General features: G+C 75.1%; 17 protein-coding genes. 12 read left to right on the top strand and 5 right to left on the bottom strand.

Features of this window, described 5'->3' with window-relative positions:
• Positions 1-225 precede the first annotated feature (225 nt).
• From ACA511_RS17785 to ACA511_RS17750, 8 genes are all read left to right on the top strand, one after another.
• Entirely contained in the window at positions 226-1524 is a 1299-nt protein-coding gene (locus tag ACA511_RS17785; protein WP_375025452.1) for a helix-turn-helix domain-containing protein, read from the top strand.
• A gap of 65 nt (positions 1525-1589) precedes the next feature.
• A complete protein-coding gene (locus ACA511_RS17780) occupies positions 1590-2687 on the top strand; it encodes a DUF5685 family protein (protein ID WP_375025451.1) in 1098 nt (365 codons plus the stop codon).
• 118 nt (positions 2688-2805) lie between these two features.
• Positions 2806-3447 (top strand): copper resistance protein CopC, encoded by a 642-nt coding sequence (locus ACA511_RS17775; RefSeq protein ID WP_375025449.1) that lies wholly within the window; start codon positions 2806-2808, stop codon positions 3445-3447.
• Positions 3440-5476 (top strand): cytochrome c oxidase assembly protein, encoded by a 2037-nt coding sequence (locus ACA511_RS17770; RefSeq protein WP_375025448.1) that lies wholly within the window; start codon positions 3440-3442, stop codon positions 5474-5476. The genes ACA511_RS17775 and ACA511_RS17770 overlap by 8 nt, the downstream gene beginning before the upstream one ends.
• Before the next feature lie 63 nt (positions 5477-5539).
• Positions 5540-6772: a sensor histidine kinase gene (locus ACA511_RS17765; RefSeq protein ID WP_375025447.1), complete on the top strand. Its 1233-nt coding sequence runs from the start codon at positions 5540-5542 to the stop codon at positions 6770-6772.
• On the top strand, positions 6769-7425 hold the full coding sequence (locus tag ACA511_RS17760) for a response regulator (RefSeq protein ID WP_375025446.1): 657 nt from the start codon (positions 6769-6771) through the stop codon (positions 7423-7425). Before ACA511_RS17765 ends, ACA511_RS17760 begins: the two co-directional genes overlap by 4 nt.
• 17 nt (positions 7426-7442) lie before the next feature.
• Positions 7443-8378, top strand: a complete 936-nt coding sequence (locus ACA511_RS17755) for a TIGR03621 family F420-dependent LLM class oxidoreductase (protein WP_375025445.1) — start codon at positions 7443-7445, stop codon at positions 8376-8378.
• Between the two features lie 110 nt (positions 8379-8488).
• Complete coding sequence (locus ACA511_RS17750; protein ID WP_375025444.1) at positions 8489-9586, top strand: hypothetical protein; 1098 nt, start codon at positions 8489-8491, stop codon at positions 9584-9586.
• Here ACA511_RS17750 and ACA511_RS17745 read toward each other — a convergent pair.
• Positions 9580-11298: a hypothetical protein gene (locus ACA511_RS17745; RefSeq protein ID WP_375025442.1), complete on the bottom strand. Its 1719-nt coding sequence runs from the start codon at positions 11296-11298 to the stop codon at positions 9580-9582. The genes ACA511_RS17750 and ACA511_RS17745 overlap by 7 nt on opposite strands.
• Positions 11299-11399: 101 nt before the next feature.
• On the opposite strand from ACA511_RS17745, the gene ACA511_RS17740 reads away from it, so the two are divergent.
• Genes ACA511_RS17740 through ACA511_RS17730 form a run of 3 tightly spaced genes read left to right on the top strand, consistent with a single transcriptional unit; the run spans position 11400 to position 14064 of the window.
• Positions 11400-12074 carry a response regulator gene (locus ACA511_RS17740; protein WP_375025441.1) on the top strand — a complete coding sequence of 225 codons (675 nt, stop codon included), beginning with the start codon at positions 11400-11402 and terminating at the stop codon, positions 12072-12074.
• Positions 12074-13540 (top strand): ATP-binding protein, encoded by a 1467-nt coding sequence (locus ACA511_RS17735; RefSeq protein WP_375025440.1) that lies wholly within the window; start codon positions 12074-12076, stop codon positions 13538-13540. The genes ACA511_RS17740 and ACA511_RS17735 overlap by 1 nt, the downstream gene beginning before the upstream one ends.
• Positions 13537-14064 (top strand): hypothetical protein, encoded by a 528-nt coding sequence (locus ACA511_RS17730; RefSeq protein WP_375025439.1) that lies wholly within the window; start codon positions 13537-13539, stop codon positions 14062-14064. Before ACA511_RS17735 ends, ACA511_RS17730 begins: the two co-directional genes overlap by 4 nt.
• Here the strand turns inward: ACA511_RS17730 and ACA511_RS17725 are convergent, their stop codons facing one another.
• The 4 genes from ACA511_RS17725 to map all read right to left on the bottom strand — a co-directional run bounded on the left by ACA511_RS17725 (position 14065) and on the right by map (position 17580).
• Positions 14065-14781, bottom strand: a complete 717-nt coding sequence (locus tag ACA511_RS17725) for a metal-dependent hydrolase (protein WP_375025438.1) — start codon at positions 14779-14781, stop codon at positions 14065-14067.
• Between the two features lie 168 nt (positions 14782-14949).
• Positions 14950-15960, bottom strand: coding sequence for a DNA polymerase ligase N-terminal domain-containing protein (locus ACA511_RS17720; RefSeq protein ID WP_375025437.1), 1011 nt, complete (start codon positions 15958-15960; stop codon positions 14950-14952).
• Between the two features lie 19 nt (positions 15961-15979).
• Positions 15980-16669, bottom strand: coding sequence for a ComEA family DNA-binding protein (locus tag ACA511_RS17715; protein WP_375025436.1), 690 nt, complete (start codon positions 16667-16669; stop codon positions 15980-15982).
• Between the two features lie 59 nt (positions 16670-16728).
• Positions 16729-17580 carry a type I methionyl aminopeptidase gene (gene map / locus ACA511_RS17710; RefSeq protein ID WP_375025435.1) on the bottom strand — a complete coding sequence of 284 codons (852 nt, stop codon included), beginning with the start codon at positions 17578-17580 and terminating at the stop codon, positions 16729-16731.
• 68 nt (positions 17581-17648) lie between these two features.
• Between map and ACA511_RS17705 the strand changes: the two genes are divergently transcribed.
• Positions 17649-17825, top strand: coding sequence for a hypothetical protein (locus ACA511_RS17705; RefSeq protein WP_375025434.1), 177 nt, complete (start codon positions 17649-17651; stop codon positions 17823-17825).
• Positions 17826-17828: the final 3 nt, after the last annotated feature.

Here is a 17828-nt window from a genome sequence, read left to right as displayed (position 1 = left end):
ATTGGCGAGCACAGATTAGCCGGTGCCGCTTCGGGGCGTAACGGGGGCGGTGACGGGGGCGGGGCGTCCGCTATAGCCTGCCCTGGTGCGGATTCGAACACGCTTCGGTACCGAACCGCGGGAACCGCGGGCCCGACCGGCCGGGATCTCGGCACACTTGAGGATCGAGTCGGCTTCCTCGCCGCGCCCGCGCGCGGCGAGCACCTGGTAGGCGGTGGTCACACGATGGATCGGGAGACACTGGGGCAGCGCATCCGCGCCCTGCGGATCCGGCAGGGCGTGAGCCAGGCGCAGCTCGCCTTCCCGGAGCTGTCCGACAGCTACATCTCGCTGATCGAGAGCGACAAGCGGGTGCCCGCCCCGAGCGTGGTCGAACTGCTCGCGGCCAAGCTGAGCTGCTCGGCGACGTACCTCGTCAGCGGCGTCAGCGAGGACGTCGTGGACGAGCTGCGCGTCACGCTCGACTACGCCGAGATCGCGCTGAGCAACGGCGCGGCGGCCGAGGCGCAGGCCCGGTTCGCCGAGGTCCTCGCGAGCGCCGACGCGGTCGCGCTGCCGGAGATGCTGCACCAGGCGCGCTGGGGCCACGCCCTCGCGCTGGAGGCCGCCGGCCGGCTGGAGGAGGCGATCGCCGGGCTGACCGCGCTCACCGAGCAGGCGTCCGCCGAGGCCGACCTCGACCACTGGGCGAAGGTGCACGTCGCGCTGAGCCGCTGCCTGCGCGAGCGCGGCGACGTCAGCGCCGGGGTCGAGGCGGCCGAGAGCGCGCTGCGGCACCTCATCGCGACCGGCGCCGACTCCACCGACGCCGCCGTGCACCTCGGCGCGGCGCTGCTCGCCGCGTTCATCGAGCGCGGCGACCTCGTCCGGGCCCGCCACCTCGCCGTCCAGCTCGTCGAGCGGGCCGAGCGGATCGGCAGCCCCCGGGCGCGGATGGTCGCCTACTGGGAGGCCGCCTACGTCGCGGAGATCCGCGGCGACTACGAGGACGGCGTCGCGCTCGCCGAGCGGGCGCTGCTGCTGGCCGGCGACGGCGAGGACCCCCGCGACCTCAACCGGCTCCGCGTGATCTACGCCGGGCTGCTGCTGCGCGCCCGCCCCGACCAGGCCGTCCGCGCCCGCGAGCTGCTCGCCCGGGTCCGCGGCGAGATCAGCGCCAGCTCGTCCGGGGAGATCGACGTCGCCTGGTGCCTGACCGAGCTGGCCCGCGCGGAGACCGCGCTCGGCCGTCCCGCCGAGGCGGTGGCGCTCGCCGAGGAGGCCCTCGACCTGCTCGGGGACGCCCCGCGCCGGGCCACCGCCGGGGCGCTGACCGTGCTCGGCGAGGCGTCGGTGCGGCTCGGCCGCCGGGACCGGGCCGTCGAGGTGCTGACCCGGGCGGCGACCTGCCTGGAGGAGATGGAGTCCTCCCGGGAGGCCGCGCAGGCGTGGTTCGACCTCGCCGAGGTGCTGGCGGGGGCGGGGAACGCCGAGGAGCCCCGGATGGCCGCCTACCGGCGCGCGCTCACCTGCGTCGGCGTGTGACCGAACCGATCCGGGCCGCGCGGCGTCCATAATGCTGCGAGTTTCCTGATCTGGGGGAGTTTCCGGTGTTCGGTGTTGTTCGGCCATGCAGGCACGTCCTGTGCGGGTCGCTGTTCAAGGACTGGATGGCCCATCTCTGCGGGCTCTGCCTGACGCTGCGGGCCGAGCACGGCCAGGCCGCGCGGCTCGTCACCAACTACGACGGCCTGCTGGTGTCGGTGCTGGCCGAGGCGCAGGCGCCGGAGCTGTCGCCGCGCCGCAAGGCCGGGCCGTGCGCGCTGCGCGGGCTGAAGACCGCCGAGGTCGTCACGGCGAAGGCGCGGGGGGCGCAGCTGGCCGCCGCCGCGTCGCTGCTGCTCGCGGCGGGCAAGACCCGCGACCATGTCGCGGACGGCGACGGCCCGTACCGGCGCCGCGCGGTCGCCGCCGCGGCGGGGCGGATGGCCGGCCGCTGGGACGCCGCGGGCGCGCGGACGGGCGCCGCGGTCGGCTTCGACCCGGCGGTGCTGCGCGACGCCGTCGCGCGCCAGCCCGTCCTGGAGTCGGCGCCCGGCCTCGGGCTCCTCGACCTCACCGAGCCCACCGAGACCGCCGTCGCCGCCGTGTTCGCGCACACGGCCGTCCTCGCGGGCAGGGACGCCAACGCCGAGACGCTCGCCGAGGCCGGCCGCTTCTTCGGCCGCCTCGCGCACCTCATCGACGCCGTCGAGGACCTCGCGGACGACCGGGCGGCGGGCGCCTACAACCCGCTCCTCGCCACCGGGACCACCCTCGACGAGGCCCGCCGGCACGCCGACGACGCCCTGCACGGGCTTCGCCTCGCCCTCGCCGACCTGGAGCTGGAGCGGCCGCGGCTCGTCCGGGCGCTGCTGGACCGGGAGGTCGGGCGCTCCGTGGAGCGGGTCTTCGCCGACCCCGAGAACCTGTCGCGGCGCGGCCCCCGGCCGCCGCGTCCCGGCTGGCCGATCCCGTGCTTCACCGGGGCGCTCGTCTGCGGGACCTGCGGCGTCTTCCAGCCCGAGTGGAGCGACCACCACGGCGAGTCGTGCGGGGACCGCTGCTGGTGCAGCCGGGGCTGCGACGGGTGCGACGGCAGCTGCTGCGACTGCTGCAACTGCTGCGATTGTGACTGTGACTGCGACTGCTGCGGGTGCGACTGCTGAGGCGAGCGACCAGCGGCATTTGTCGGGTTTGAAGCACTGCGGAACCCGGGGCGTGCCATCGTGGCGGGCTCAGTAGGGTGGACGCAGCCCTTCAACTCACTAGAGAACCCGGCCATCCATGAACATCCGCAAGCCCCGTCGGCCCCTGCGCCGCCTCGGTCTCGTCGCCGCCCTCGCCCTCGCCCTCGGCGCCGTCACCGCGACCCCCGCCCTCGCGCACGCCCGGCTGCTGAGCAGCACCCCTACCAAGGGCGACTCGATGCCCGGGGTCGTCGAGGTCTCGCTGGTCTTCAGCGACAAGATCAGCATGGCGAAGGTGGTCGTCAAGGACCAATACGACAAGACGTACCAGGCGGGCGCGGCCGAAGGCGCCGGGACGAAAACGGTGACGCAGCGGCTGACGGGGCCGCTGCCCGCCGGGCCCTACACGGTGGCCTACCGGGTCGTCGGCGAGGACGGGCACCCGATCGAGAGCGACGACCTCACGTTCACCTCGGAGGGCGGCGGGGCCGCTCCGGCCGTTCCGCCCGCGCCGTCCGCCGGCGGGTTCGGCGCCGAGCAGCAGACGGGCGACGCCGCCACCGGCGACGAGCAGCCCCTCAAGCTCGACCAGCAGCAGGCCGCGGAGGAAGAGGACTCGGGCTCCGGCATGGTGCTCTGGGTGCTGATCATCGCCGGCCTCCTCGTCGGCGTCGGCATCGGCGCCGCCATCGTCTTCCGTGCCAAGCGCAAGCACCAGGCGGCAACCGGAAGTGAGTAGGGGCAGCCTGGGCGTCTGGCGGACCGGGGCGGTCGCCGCGGCCGCGGCCGCCGCCGCCCTGGTGGCCGGTCTCGTCCTCGGCGGCTCGGTCACCGAGAAGGTCATCCCCGGCCTCGGCGACGCCGGCGCCCTCACCCGGTGGGGGCTGCCGGCCTCCCGGGCGGCGATGGACCTGCTGTCCGCGCTGACCGTGGGCGCCCTGCTGGCCGCCGCCGCGTTCCTGCCCGTCGAGGGCGGGCGCGGCGCCCCCCGGCTGTCCGGGGACGCGGTCGGCTACCTTCGCGCCGCGTCCTGGCTCGCCGCGGGCTGGGCCGCCGCCGCGGCGGCCACCCTCGTGTTCACCGTCGCGGACGTCCTCGGCCAGCCGGTCGGGGAGGTCCTCACCGGCAGCGAGCTGAGCGGCTACGTCGGCTCGCTGCCGCAGGGCACCGCCCTCATGATCGTGGTGCTGCTCGCCGTGGTCGTGGCGCTGCTCGCCCGCACCACCACGACGCCCGCCGCCGCGTTCGGGCTGCTCGCCATGGCCGCGATCGCGCTGCTGCCCGCGCCGCTCACCGGGCACTCGGCCTCGGCCGCCAACCACGCCACCGCGACGACCGGCGTCGCGCTGCACGTCGCCGCGGTCGCGCCGTGGGTCGGCGGGCTCGCCGTCGTCGGCGTGCACGCGCTGCTGCGCCGCGACCGGCTGCCGCTGATGGCCGACCGGTTCAGCCGGATGGCCCTCTGGTGCTACCTCACCGTCGGCGTCAGCGGCCTGGTGAACGTGATCGCCCGGCTGCCCGACCCGGCCGAGCTGGCCACCACGAACTACGGGCGGCTCGCCCTCGGCAAGATCATCGCGTTCGGGGTGCTCGGCTGGTTCGGCTGGTGGCACCGGATCCGGACGCTGCCCGCCCTCGGCGACGGCAGGCCGGGGGCGTTCGCCCGGTTCGCGTCCGTCGAGGCGGCCGTGATGGCCGCCGCCATGGGCCTCGCGGTCGCGCTGGCGCGCACCGCGCCGCCCGCGCCGGCCGAGCCGGAGTCCGCGGTCAAGTCGCTGCTCGGCTACGACATGCCGCCGGAGGTCACCCCGCTGCGGCTGCTGGCGCCGGGGCGGTTCGACCTGTTCTTCGCCGCCCTCGCCGTCGTGCTCGGCGGCCTCTACCTCGCCGCCGTCGTCCGGCTGCGGCGGCGCGGCGACTCCTGGCCGATGGGCCGCACCGCCGCCTGGCTCATCGGGCTCGTCACCATCGTCGCCGTCACGCAGACCGGCGTCGCCAGGTACGCGCCGATCCTGTTCAGCGTGCACATGGCGCAGCACATGGTGCTGAACATGCTGACCCCGATCTTCCTGGTCGTGGGCGCGCCGGCGACGCTGGCGCTGCGGGCGCTGAAGCCCGCCCGGGTGCGCGGCGACCGCGGCCCGCGCGAGTGGCTGACCGCGCTGCTGCACAGCCGCTACCTGGCGGTCGTCGCGCATCCCGCGGTCGCGACACTGATCTTCGTGGTGAGCACGTTCGCGCTGTACTTCACGCCGCTGTTCGAGTCGGCGATGCGCAGCCACCTCGGCCACATCGCGATGATGGTGCACTTCCTCGCGGCCGGGTCGCTGTTCTTCTGGGTGCTGCTCGGCGTCGACCCGGCGCCGAAGAAGCTGCCCTACCCCGCCCGGCTCATCCTGCTGTTCGTCACGATGCCGTTCCACGCCTTCTTCGGCATCGCGCTGATGAACATGAGCCAGGCGCTCGCGCGCGGCTGGTACGGGGCCGTCGACCCGCCGTGGGGCACGACCACCCTGCACGACCAGCACACCGGCGGGGCCATCGCCTGGGCGTTCGGGGAGATCCCGACGTTCATCGTCCTCATCGTGATGGCGTTCCAGTGGTACGCCGACGACCAGCGCCAGGCGCGCCGGATGGACCGCAAGGCCGACCGCGCCGCGAAGCCCGGCGGCCGCCCCGAGGACGACGAGCTGGCCGTGTACAACGCCCGCCTCGCCAGGCTCGCCGAACGGGACAAGGCCGCGGCCGAGGAGCAGGGCAAGACCTGAGCCCGGTTCCCTCTCCCTCTCGCGGGGGAGGGACCCGGGGATCGCGTCTGCCAGGATCGTCGTGTGGTTCGTGTGCTGCGCCCGCTGATCGAGGGGACGACCTGGCGGCGCTGGTCCCACCTCGTGGTGGGCGGCGCGCTGCTGATGCCGTACTGGTTCCTCGCGATGAGCCTGACCCCGCTGCTGCCCGTCGGCGGCCCCGTCGTGACGCTGCTGCTCATGCTGCTCGTGCTGCCGGCGGCGGCGACGTTCGTGACCGGGCTCGTGCCGACCGTCCGGCTGCTGGAGGGCTCGCTCGCCAAGGAGCTGCTCGGCGGGCCCGCCGCGGTGCTCGTCCCCGAGTCGGCGCGCTCGTGGGAGAGCCGGGCCAGGGCCGCGGCGTGGTTCGCGCTGCATCTCGGCGCGGGCGTGGTGGTCAGCGGGCTCAGCCTGGCGGTGCCGCCGTTCGCGGTCGTGCTGATCCTCACGCCGGTGGTGACCTGGGACACCCGGCTCCTGGAGGCGTGGGGATGGCAGGGGGCCTGGCACCAGTGGGCCGGGCCGCCGGCCGGGCTGGCGTCGCTGGCCGCGCTGCTCGCGCTGATCGTCGCCGCGGGCGCGCTGATGTCCCGGCTGGCGCCGTGGTTCCTCGGGCCGTCCGCCGCGGAGCGGCTCGCCGACGCGGAGGCCAGGGCGGTCCGGCTCGCCGAGCGGAACCGGCTCGCGCGGGAGCTGCACGACTCGGTGGGGCACGCGCTCAGCGTGGTGACCCTGCAGGCCGGGGCGGCCGGACGGGTCCTCGACCACGACCCGGCGTTCGCGCGGGAGGCGCTCGGCGCGATCGAGGAGTCGGCCCGCGCCGCGCTGGAGGATCTCGACCATGTGCTGGGGCTGCTGCGCGAGGACCCGTCCCGGCCGGCCCCGCAGGCCACGCTGAAGGATCTCGGCCGGCTGCTGGAGCAGACCCGGATCGCCGGGGTGGAGCTCGACGCGGCCGTGGACCCCGAGGTGGAGCAGGTCCCGGCGGCGGTGTCGCGGGAGGCGTACCGGATCGTCCAGGAGGGGCTGACGAACGCGCTGCGGCACGCCGGGAAGGTCCCGGTGCGGCTGCGGCTCGGCATCGCCGGGGACCGGCTGGAGGTGGAGATGAGCAATCCGCTCGGCGCGCCCCGGGGGGACGGCGCGGGCCACGGCGGCGGCCGCGGCCTCGCCGGCGTCCGGGAGCGCGTCACCGTGCTGCGCGGCGACATGGCCGCCGGCGCCGACGCGGACGCGTGGCGGTTCCGCGTCTCGCTGCCGCTAAGGTCCGGGACATGACGATCAAGGTTCTGCTGGTCGACGACGAGCGGCTGATCCGGGCGGGCCTCGCCGCCATCATCGGGGCCGAGGACGACCTGACCGTGGTCGGCGAGGCGGCCGACGGCGCCGAGGTGCCGGGCGAGGTGGGCCGGCTGCGCCCCGACGTGATCCTGATGGACGTGCGGATGCCGCGCCTGGACGGCATCCAGGCCACCCGCCGCATCCTGGAGACCGTGCCGGAGCCGCCGCGGATCATCGTCGTCACCACGTTCGAGAACGACGAGTACGTCTACGACGCGCTGAAGGCGGGCGCGCACGGGTTCCTGCTCAAGCGGACGCGGCCGGAGGAGATCCTGCAGGCGATCCGGATGGTCGCGCACGGCGACAGCCTGCTGTTCCCGGCGGCGATCCGGGAGCTGGCCGCGCGGCACGGGCAGCCGTCCGGCGGCGCGGCCGGCGCGCGCTGGCACGAGCGGCTGACCGAGCGGGAGGGGGACGTGCTGCGGCTGATGGCCAAGGGCCGCTCGAACGCCGAGATCGCCGGGGACCTGTTCGTGAGCCCGCAGACGGTGAAGACGCACGTCGGCAACATCCTCGCCAAGCTCCAGGCCCGCGACCGCACCCAGGCCGTGATCCTCGCCTACGAGACGTCCTTCATCACGCCCGGCTGAGGTGGCAGGGTGAGCGCATGAGGGACTTCCGCTTCGGGTTCAACGTCTTCGACATCGCCTCCGGCGGCGACTTCGCGGAACGGTGCCGGCGCGGCGAGCGGTACGGCTACGACGTGGCGCTCGTCCCCGACCACCTCGGCGCCCCGGCGCCGTTCCCGACGATGGTCGCCGCCGCGGACGCGACCGAGCGGCTGCGCGTCGGCACGCTCGTGCTGAACGCCGGGTTCTGGAACGCGCACCTGCTGGCCCGCGAGGCCGCCACCGCCGACCGGCTCACCGGCGGGCGGGTGGAGCTCGGCATCGGCGCCGGGCACATGAAATGGGAGTTCGACGCGGCGGGCGTCCCGTGGGAGCCGTTCGGCGCCCGCGTGGAGCGGATGACCCGGACGATCGAGGAGCTGGGCGCGCTGTTCGGCGGGGACGGCTACGCCGAGCACCGGCCGGTGGCCGAGTACTTCGGGCTGGCCGAGCTGGCGCCCGTGCAGCGCAGCGGGTTCGGCGGGGCGGGCCCGCCGCTGCTCGTCGGCGGCACCGGCGACACCGTGCTGCGGGCGGCGGCCCGGTACGCCGACACCGTCGGGATCGCCGGGGCGTACCAGGTGCGGGGCGAGCCGCCGGGGACGTTCCGGCTGGGCACGGCCGCGGAGGCGGCGGAGCGGGTCCGGTTCGTCCGCGAGCACGCCGGCGACCGGGCGGACGGCATCGAGTGGAACGTGCTCGTCCAGCACGTCCAGGTGACGCCGGACCGGCGCGCCGAGGCCGAGCGGATCCGCGCCGAGCGCATGCCGTACATGACCGCGGAGGAGATCCTCGACACACCGTTCGTCCTGCTCGGCACGGAGGCGCAGATCGCCGCGCAGATCCGGGAGCGGCGCGAGCGGTTCGGGTTCTCCTACGTCACGGTGCACGCGCCGTTCTTGGACGTCCTCGGCCCGGTGATCGAGCGCGTCTGACCCGGCGCGCGGGGCCCGGTGGCCCGCTCATCGACCCGCGCTTACACCTGGTTTACCTACCGGTGGCTACAAAAGAGACAGAAGGAATAAAGGCTGACGATCGGGGGATCATGGACGCCGTTACGCTGTCCGAACTGCGCAAGCCGCGCGCCTACCCGGCGGTGTCGGTGCTGATGCCGACGCACCGGTCCGTGCCGGGCAACCGCCAGGATCCGATCCGGCTGCGCAACCTCCTCGCCGAGGTGCGGCGGCGGCTGCACGACGACGTGAAGGTGGCGCCCGACGCCGCCGACCACGTCGTCCGCGGGCTGGAGGCGGCCGCGGAGGAGGTCGACCTCCGGCACGCCTCCGACGGGCTCGTCCTGTTCGCCGCGCCGGACGGCGAGCACCACGCGTTCACGATCGACCAGCCCGTGGACGAGCGGGTGGTCGTGGACACCGGCTTCGCGACCCGCGACCTCGTCGCCGCCTACACCCGCACCCCGCGCTTCTGGCTGCTGTCGCTGTCGGACCAGCGGACCCGGCTGTGGGACGGCCGCGGCGAGGAGCTGACCGAGCGCACCGGCGGCGGCTTCCCGGTCGAGCCGGAGCCGCTCGACGAGGCCGGCTCCGGCCGGCAGGCCCGGCGCGCCGCACAGGGCGGCGACGGGGAGCGGCAGCGCCGGCAGATGCGGGACGCGGTGGCCGCCCTCGACCGGGTCCTCGCCCGCGACCGGCGGCCGCTGATCGTCGCCGGCGTCACCCGCCACCAGGCGTTCTTCGACGAGGTCGCCGGGCCGCACATCACCGTGGCGGGACGCGTCGACGGCAGCTTCGAGGGCGCCTCGCCGAGCGCGCTCGCCGAGGCCGCCCGTCCGGCCCTCGCCGCCTACGAGGACCTCCGCGAGGTCGGAGTGCTGTCCGAACTGGAGGCCGCGCGCAGCATCCAGCGGTACGCGGGCGGGCTGTGCGAGGTCACCCCGCTGGTCGAGGAGGGCCGCGGCGAGCACCTGGTCGTCGAGCGCGGCTACTACGCGCCCGCGGTGAAGGCCGCCGGCGAACTCGTCCCGGTGGACGGCATGCCCGGCGTCCTCAAGGGCGCGGACGTCGTCGACGACGCCGTGGACGACGTCATCGAGACGGCGCTGGAGTACGGCGGAGAGGTCACCTTCGTCTCCGACGGCTTCCTCGTCGACCACGGCCGCATCGCCCTGGTGACGCGCTACTGACCCGTCCCGCAGGACGGGGCGCGCCAGATCACCCAGCCGATCGACCAGTCCCGCCGGGCGTGGTGCCGCCAGCCCGCCGGATGCCCCGGCCATGACGCCTCCGGCGCCGTCCCGTCCGGCAGGGCGACCAGGACCGTGCACACGCCGGGCGCGGGCGGGCGGCCGTCGCGGACGTCGATCCGGCCGACGCGCGTCCACCAGACCGGGTGCACGAGCCTGGTCCGGACGGCCCAGTCGAGCGACACGTCCGCGACGACGCCGCCCGCCTGCGGGCCGGGGAGCGCCGGGGCGGGGCGGGTGCGCGCGGGCGAGGGGCCCATCGCGAACGCCAGCGCGGCCAGGCTCGTCCCGGCCAGGGCGGCGGCCATCAGCGGCGTCCGGCCCAGCCGGGACAGGACGGCGAGCGCGCAGAGCAGCCCGATCGCGGTGAGCGACGTCTCCTGGAGATGCAGCGCGGTGCGGTCGCCGGTGAGGAACGTGGTCTCGGGGAAGTCGAACGCGATGAACTTGTGGGTGCGGAGCCGCTCGCCCGCGTAGGCGCCGACCCAGGCCCCCGCCGCCGCGACGACGAGGACGGACGACGCCGCCAGCCCGACGGCCCGGCGGGCGCCCGACCGCAGCAGCGCCGCCGCCCCGGCCAGCGCGTAGACCAGGGCCGCGCACGACAGGTACCGGCCGTAGGCGAAGTTGCCGACCCGGTGCTCGTCCGGCAGCGCGGCCGACGACGCGCAGGCGATCCCGAGGGTGGCGGCGAGCAGCGCGCCCGCCATGATCCGGTCGGCCGCCGGGGTGCGCCGCCGCACGAGCGCCGCCGCCACGACGGCCAGGCCCACCCCGGCCAGCCCCCAGGTGGACACGACCAGGTACCAGACCTGCCCGGCGGCCCCCGACAGCGCCCACGCCTGCCCGTCGGCCGTGGTCAGCCGCGCCTCGATGTTCCCGGCCAGGTCCCGGACGCCGCCGGGGTACAGCGCCGCCTCCAGCCGCGCGTTCAGCGCCGCCCCGAGCGCGTGGCCGGCGGCGGCCGCGCCGCCTCCGGCCAGGGCCCCGCGCCACCGCCGCCCGCCGATCGCGATGACGGCCAGCGCCAGGGCGTGGACGGCCAGGACGACCGTCCCGCGCGAGTGGACGGCCGCCATGGCGGACGCGGCCAGGCTCGCGAGCACCGCGTCGCCCGCGCCGCCGCCGCGGGCGAAGCGGTCGAGTGCCAGCAGCCAGGCCAGGACGAGCGCGGGCAGGACGGCGTCCGCGAGCGCGAAGGCGCCGAAGAACGCCCCGGCGGGCAGCAGCGCCGCCGCGAACGCCAGCGGCAGCGCCGGGCGGCGCGCGAGCCCGAACCGCCGCGCCGCCGCGTACCCGAGCGGGAACAGCGCCGCGCCGAGCACCGCGTTGATCGCCATGACCGCCGTGTAGACCGTCGCCGGGTCGTGCGACAGCCAGTAGGCGGGCGTGAGCAGCAGCGGGTACCCGCCCTGGTAGAAGGTGTTGCCGGACAGGTCGGCGCCGGGCCCGCCGGCCAGCCACCGGGCCGCGACGAGATAGCCGGTCTCGTCGGGGTTCGCGACCGGCCCGGTCCGCGCGCGGGCGAACCAGAGCCGCACCGCGGCCTGCGCGAGCACGCCCGCCGCGAGCAGCCAGGGCAGCGCGCGGGGACGCCGGCGGGCGGGCCGGGCCGGGCCCGCCGGCCGGACCGGTGCGGTCGTGAGCGTCATGCGCCCCACCGTTCCGGCGGGGTGTCATGATCTTGTGCCGGTGATGTCCGGATCTTGTGACACAACCCGCGGGAAGATCGACCCGAGCCGATAATGTGCGGGTGGCGAGCATTCTGTTCATCGAGGACGATCCGTCCGCCCGGACGGCGCTGGAGCTGGCGCTGACCCGCCAGGGGCACGGCGTGACGTCGCGGGCGACCGGCGAGGACGGGCTGGCGGCGCTGCGGGCGCGGCGCCCCGAGATCGCGCTCCTGGACGTGATGCTGCCCGGCATCGACGGAATCGAGGTGTGCCGCCGCATCCGCCGGGAGGACTCGCTGCCCGTGATCCTGCTGACCGCGCGCGGCGACGACCTCGACATCGTCCTCGGCCTGGAGGCGGGCGCCGACGACTACGTGGTGAAGCCCGTCGAGCCGCGCGTCCTGGACGCCCGCATTCGCGCCGTCCTGCGCCGCGCCGACCAGACCCGCACCGACCGCTCCGTCTACGGCGACCTCGTCATCGACCGGACCTCCCTGAAGGTCACCAAGGGCGGCGCCGACCTGCGGCTCACCCCGACCGAGCTGCGGCTGCTGCTGGAGCTGGCCCGCCGCCCCGGGCAGGCGCTCACCCGCCAGCACCTCCTCGCCGAGGTGTGGGAGCACACCTATCCCGGCGACTCCCGGCTCGTGGACGCCTGCGTGCAGCGCGTCCGCGCCAAGATCGAGGACGAGCCCGCGGAACCCCGGCTGATCGAGACCGTCCGGGGCTTCGGCTACCGGTTCACCGCGCCGTGATGCGGCGCCGCTGGTTCACCGGGCTGCGGGTGCGGCTCGTCGCGGCCTTCACGGCGGTCGCGCTGCTGGCCGCGGTCCTCGCGTCCGGCATCTCCTACGTGCTGATGCGCCGGATGATCCTGCAGCGCGCGCAGGAGGCGGTGCTGTCCGACGTGCGGAGCATCCTCGCCGAGCAGGTCCCGGTCAGCCTGCCGCCCGACTCGGCGCCGCTGGTCGGCGCGGCCCTGGCGGAGGCGCTCGCCGCCTCGGCCCCGGGCCGCAAGGCGGTGGCGGTGCCGCTGACCGGCGGGGAGCTCGGCGTTCCGCCGCCCGGCGCGCTGGACGTCCCGGTGACCCGGGAGTTCGCCCGGCGGTCGCTGGGCGGCATGGTCTTCCAGCGCGTCGTCGTCAAGGACCGGGCGGCCGGCGGACGCCCCTATCTGCTCGTCGGCACCCGCGTCACCGGCTACGCGACCACGATGGAGGAGCCGTGGCGGACGACGCCGCCCATGGTGTTCGTCTCGGCGAGCCTGGGCCGGGAGGCCGCCGACCTGCGGCTGTTCACCCGTGCCCTGCTGATCGCGGACGCCGCCGCGCTGGCGGCGGCCCTCGGGCTCGCGCTCCTGGCGACCCGGGGCGTGCTGGTTCCGGTGCGCCGCCTCGGCGCCGCCGCCCGCGCGCTCGGCGCGGGGGAGCTCGGCACCCGGGTCCGGGTGGACGGCCGGGACGAGCTCGCCGACCTCGCCCGCACGTTCAACGGCACCGCGGCGGCCCTGGAGCGGACGGTCACCGAGCTGCGCGCGATGGAGGCCGCGTCCCGCCGGTTCGTCGCGGACGTCTCGCACGAGCTGCGCACCCCGCTCACCTCGATGGTCGCGATGACCGGGGTACTGGCCGAGGAGGCGGCGGACGCGCCGGACGGCGGCGGCGCGGCGCGGCTCGTCGCGGCGGAGACGCGGCGGCTCGGCACGCTGGTCGAGAACCTGATCGAGATCAGCCGGTTCGACGCGGGCGCCGCCGCGCTCGTCCTCGACGACGTGCACGTGGCGGCCGCGGTCGGCGCCGCGCTGGAGGCGCGCGGCTGGCGGGAGGCGGTGGCGGTCGAGGGCCCCGCGGACCTGTTCGTCCGGCTGGACCCGCGGCGCTTCGACGTCATCGTCGCCAACCTCGCCGGGAACGCCCTCAAGCACGGGCGCCCGCCCGTCACGTTGCGCTTCGGCCCGCCGGAGGACGCGGCCGGGGGCGTGCGGGTCGTGGTCGCCGACCGCGGCCCCGGCCTCCCCGGCGACCTGGCCGCCGTGGTCTTCGACCGGTTCGCCAAGGCCGAGGCGGCGCGCTCGCGCAGTGAGGGCAGCGGCCTCGGCCTGTCGATCGCCAAGGAGAACGCCGCGCTGCACGGCGGGACGCTGGACGCCGCGAACGGGCCGGACGGCGGCGCGGTATTCACGCTGTGGCTGCCGGACGGGGAGGGGGAGGAGCCCGCGTGAGACGGACGCACCGGGCGCCGCGAGCGCTCCTGGCGCTGGCGGCCTGCGCCGCCCTGGCCGGCTGCGGAATCCGGCCGACCGGGATCATCCGGGCGGGCGGGATGCCGACCGCCGGCGCGCACCCCGCCACGGTCACCGTGTACCTGGTCCACGGCGGCCGGCTGCGGCCCGTGTCACGGCCCGGCCTGTCCGGCCGGCCGCAGGTGGGCCTCGAACGGCTCAGCGTTCCGCCGACGGCGCAGGAGCGCGCCATGGGGCTGCGCACCGAGGTGGACGCGCCGCTGGAGGCGTTCTCCGTCGTCGACGTGTCCGGCGGGGCCGGCGGGCGTCCGCAGATGGTCGTCCGGGCGCCCGGCGCCCGGTACCGGTCGAAGGTCTGGTCGCGGATTGCGACGGCGCAGATCGCCTGCACCGCGCAGACCGTCCCGGGCATCGAGCGCGTCAACCTGTGGGGAGCCCCGAACGCGCGGGGGGCCGCGTGGGCGACGGTGACCTGCGACCGGTACGCCGACCTGCTCGAATGATCAGTTCCGGGTGAGCCAGTGGGCGGTGAAGTCGCCGAGGACCGAGCGGACGGCGAGGACGGCGATGCCGAGGGTGAGGACGGGCATCACGACCCAGCGCTCCACCTTGCCGTCCGTCCTCGGGACGATCGGGACGTCGATCCGCCAGGGCAGCGGCCAGAACACCGGGCAGCCCCGCGGCGTCAGGCAGTCGCCGACGACGTGCGCGAGGCAGCCGAGCGTGACCGCGAACCCGACGAAGCTCATGTCGATCTTGTGCATGAGCCAGACGGCGACGAGGGCGAGCGCGCAGTCGGCGAGCGCCGACTGGGGCTCCTTGCCCTCGAAGTCCAGCCCGACGCCGCGCAGCCCGAGCCCGACGATCATGAACAGGCAGGCCCACCAGGCGTAGACGTAGTGGGTGGCGAGGGTGTCCATCGCCCAGCCGATGCCGACCGCGAACAGGATCGAGTGGGTCGCGTGCCGGTGCCCGCCGGAGAGCTTCCCGATCCACTTGCACATGTGGTGGGTGATGGGGCCGAACGTGTTGGCGATGCGGCCGTTGTGGTGGTCGATGTCCGGCAGGATCGCCGCCCCCGCGCACACCACGGCGCCCGCGGCGACCTGCTCCACCGACAGCGACACGGCGTGGTCGCCGAGCAGCCGCTCGTAGCCGAGCACCGGGACGGCCGCCAGCCATGCCAGCGCGCCGCTCAGGGCATGCGTCTTGCCCATCATGATGCCGATCCCCGCCTTCCAGCGCCTCCACCGCCCGTACTCAGGGCGGGACTCTAACCGGCGCCTGATCGTTTTCAGTGGCGACGCGCCGAAGCGGGTGCTACGTCCCTTTGATGCGGGATACCGCGTCCCGGTTCCGGGCGGCCCCGGATCGCCGCGGGGCGCCGGTCAGGACGGGACGAACCGCCAGGCGCCGGACTCCTCGCCCGGCTCGTACGGGGAGTCCAGGCGCTTGGCGACGACGCCCGGCAGGCCCTGCGCGCGGGCCGCGTCCCGCACGGCGCCGCCGTCGCCGGGGAACCAGGGGGCCGTCTGCCACAGCGGCCCCGACAGGCCCAGCCCGTCGAGCCGCTCCCGCCGCTCCCGGTACGGGACGTCCAGCAGCGGATGCCCGTCCAGGTGCAGCAGGTCGTAGATCATGTAGGTCTCGCGGCCGTCGAGGACGGCCAGCTCCCCGTCCAGCAGCGCCGGCCGGATGCCCAGCTCCGCGCCGAGCCGGGAGCCGAGCCCGCCGGGACCGTCCACGGGGCGGCCCCGGCCGTCGGTGAACCGGGTGCGTCCGCCGTCGACGCGGGCGGCCATGCGCCTGCCGCCCCACGCGAACTCGAACCCCCAGGCGCCCTGGTCGCGGGGGAGCCGCGCCTTCTCCACGGGACGCATCGGGCGCAGGGACTCCGGCGGCGGCTCGGCGTCCGGATCGGCCGGCGGGTCCATCCGGTGGATCATCCAGTTCGCGCCGCGCGTCCTGAACAGCACGTACCGGCCCGACACCCGCGAGCCGTGGACGACGATCTTCACCTCGCGCTCGGACCACTTCTCCGTCTCGTACGTCCCGCGGTCCCAGATCGTCGTCGTCCCCGCGCCGTACTCGCCGTGCGGGATCTCGCCCTCGAACCCGGCGTACTCCAGGGGGTGGTCCTCGGTGCGGACGGCGAGGTGGTTCGTCCGCGGGCTCCACGGCAGCCCCTTCGGGACGGCCCACGACACGAGCACGCCGCCGCGTTCGAGCCGCAGGTCCCAGTGCAGGCTGGTCGCGTGGTGCTCCTGGACGACGAACGTGTCGTCGTCGCCGTGCGGCAGGGCCTTCTCCTCGGGGACGGGCTCCGGCGTCCTGCCCGGGTCGCGCCTGCCCCGGTACTCGGCGAGCCGGTCGCCGTCCTCGCGCCTCTTGCGGGTCACGCCGGGTGCATACCCGGGATCAGCGGATGAAGACGGCGTAGTCGGCCACGTCGCCCGTCAGGGACGGCGGCAGCCCCGCGACGGCCGACAGCTCCTCGGCCGACATGAACCCGCCCGTCTCGCCCCTGACGCGCTCGATCCTCGCCGCGAGCTCCGGGGTGACGCCGGGCAGCAGCGTCAGCGCCTCCGCCGGGGCGTGGTTGACGTCGATCAGCCCGCCGTCGTTGTACTGGCGCGGCAGGTCGGGGCGCCCGATCCGCAGCTCCCTGGCGAGGCCCGGGTCGGCCGCGGCCAGCTCCCGCGCCTTCTCCCGCAGCAGCCGCCGCCGCTTCACCCGCTCCACCACGGCCTCGTTGTCGACCCCCGACAGCCCGTGCGGGTCGAACACCCGGCGCCGGATCAGGAACGCGTGCGCGCAGCCCACCACCGCGAGGACGAACAGCAGCACGCCGACCGCCCGCTCGGCGCCGTCCTCCTTGCCGATGTCCGGGAGCAGGAACATCGCGAGCGCGAACACGCCCAGGTAGGCCGCCGTGGACACCATCAGGTGCAGGCTGCGCCGCCACAGCGCCGCCGCCGCGAACGTGAACGGCGTGGCGTAGCCGAGGGTGAGGAACGGCAGCGCCGCCCACGTCACGCTCAGCGCGGCACGCCCCGGCGGCATGCTGTCGGACGGAACCCGCGGCTCGTACGGCGCTGGGGCGTTCATCTCTAGAGAGTCTCCCGGCCGGTTATGGGGGCGAATCGGACTCTAGATCAACAGGAGTGTCACGGCAGGGTGAGGATTTCATGGCCGTCGTCGGTCACCAGCAGCGTGTGCTCGAACTGGGCCGTGCGCCTGCGGTCCTTGGTGACGACCGTCCAGCCGTCGTCCCACATGTCGTAGTCGTGGGTGCCGAGCGTCAGCATCGGCTCGACCGTGAACGTCATGCCCGGCTCGATGACCGTCGTCGCGCCCGGGTCGTCGTAGTGCGGCACGACCAGCCCCGAGTGGAACGTCGTGCCGATCCCGTGCCCGGTGAAGTCGCGGACGACCCCGTACCCGAACCGCTTGGCGTACGACTCGATGACCCGCCCGATCACGTTCAGCGCCCGTCCCGGCTTGACCGCGCGGATGCCGCGCATGGTCGCCTCATGGGTGCGCTCCACCAGCAGTCGCGACTCCTCGTCGACGTCGCCGCACAGGAACGTCGCGTCGGTGTCGCCGTGCACGCCGTCGATGAACGCCGTGATGTCGACGTTGACGATGTCGCCGTCGCGCAGGACCGTGTCGTCCGGGATGCCGTGGCAGATCACCTCGTTGACCGAGGTGCACAGCGACTTGGGGAACCCCCGGTACCCGAGCGTGGACGGGTACGCGCCGTGGTCGAGCATGAACTCGTGCCCGACGACGTCCAGCTCGTCGGTGGTGACGCCGGGCCGGACGTGCCGGCCCACCTCCTGGAGCGCCTGCGCCGCGATCCTCCCCGCGACCCGCATCCGCTCGATGACCTCGGGCGTCTTGACGTCCGGCTCGCCCGTCCTCGGCCGCTTCTTCCCCACGTACTCCGGACGCGGGATGCTCGACGGCACCTTCCGCATCGGTGAAACGTTGCCGGGCCGGAGAAGCTGGGTCGTCATAGTGATGGAGTGTAGCCAGCGGGATCGGGGCAACGAATCCCGTGCGGGGCCGATCGAGAGGAGCGCCGATGGCCGGTGACGACGGTGACTGGTGGTTCTGCCTGAAGCACATGAAGGTCGAGCACGGGCCCGGCTGCCCCGGCAGGGAGCGGATGGGCCCGTACGCGTCCGAGAGCGAGGCGGCGAACGCGCTCACGCTCGCCCGCGAACGCAACGAGACGTGGCGCGAGCGCAACGAGGACTAGGAC

The organism is Actinomadura sp. GTD37 (assembly GCF_041951365.1).
Classification (GTDB): domain Bacteria; phylum Actinomycetota; class Actinomycetes; order Streptosporangiales; family Streptosporangiaceae; genus Spirillospora.
This window is presented reverse-complemented; position numbering and strand designations above follow the sequence as displayed.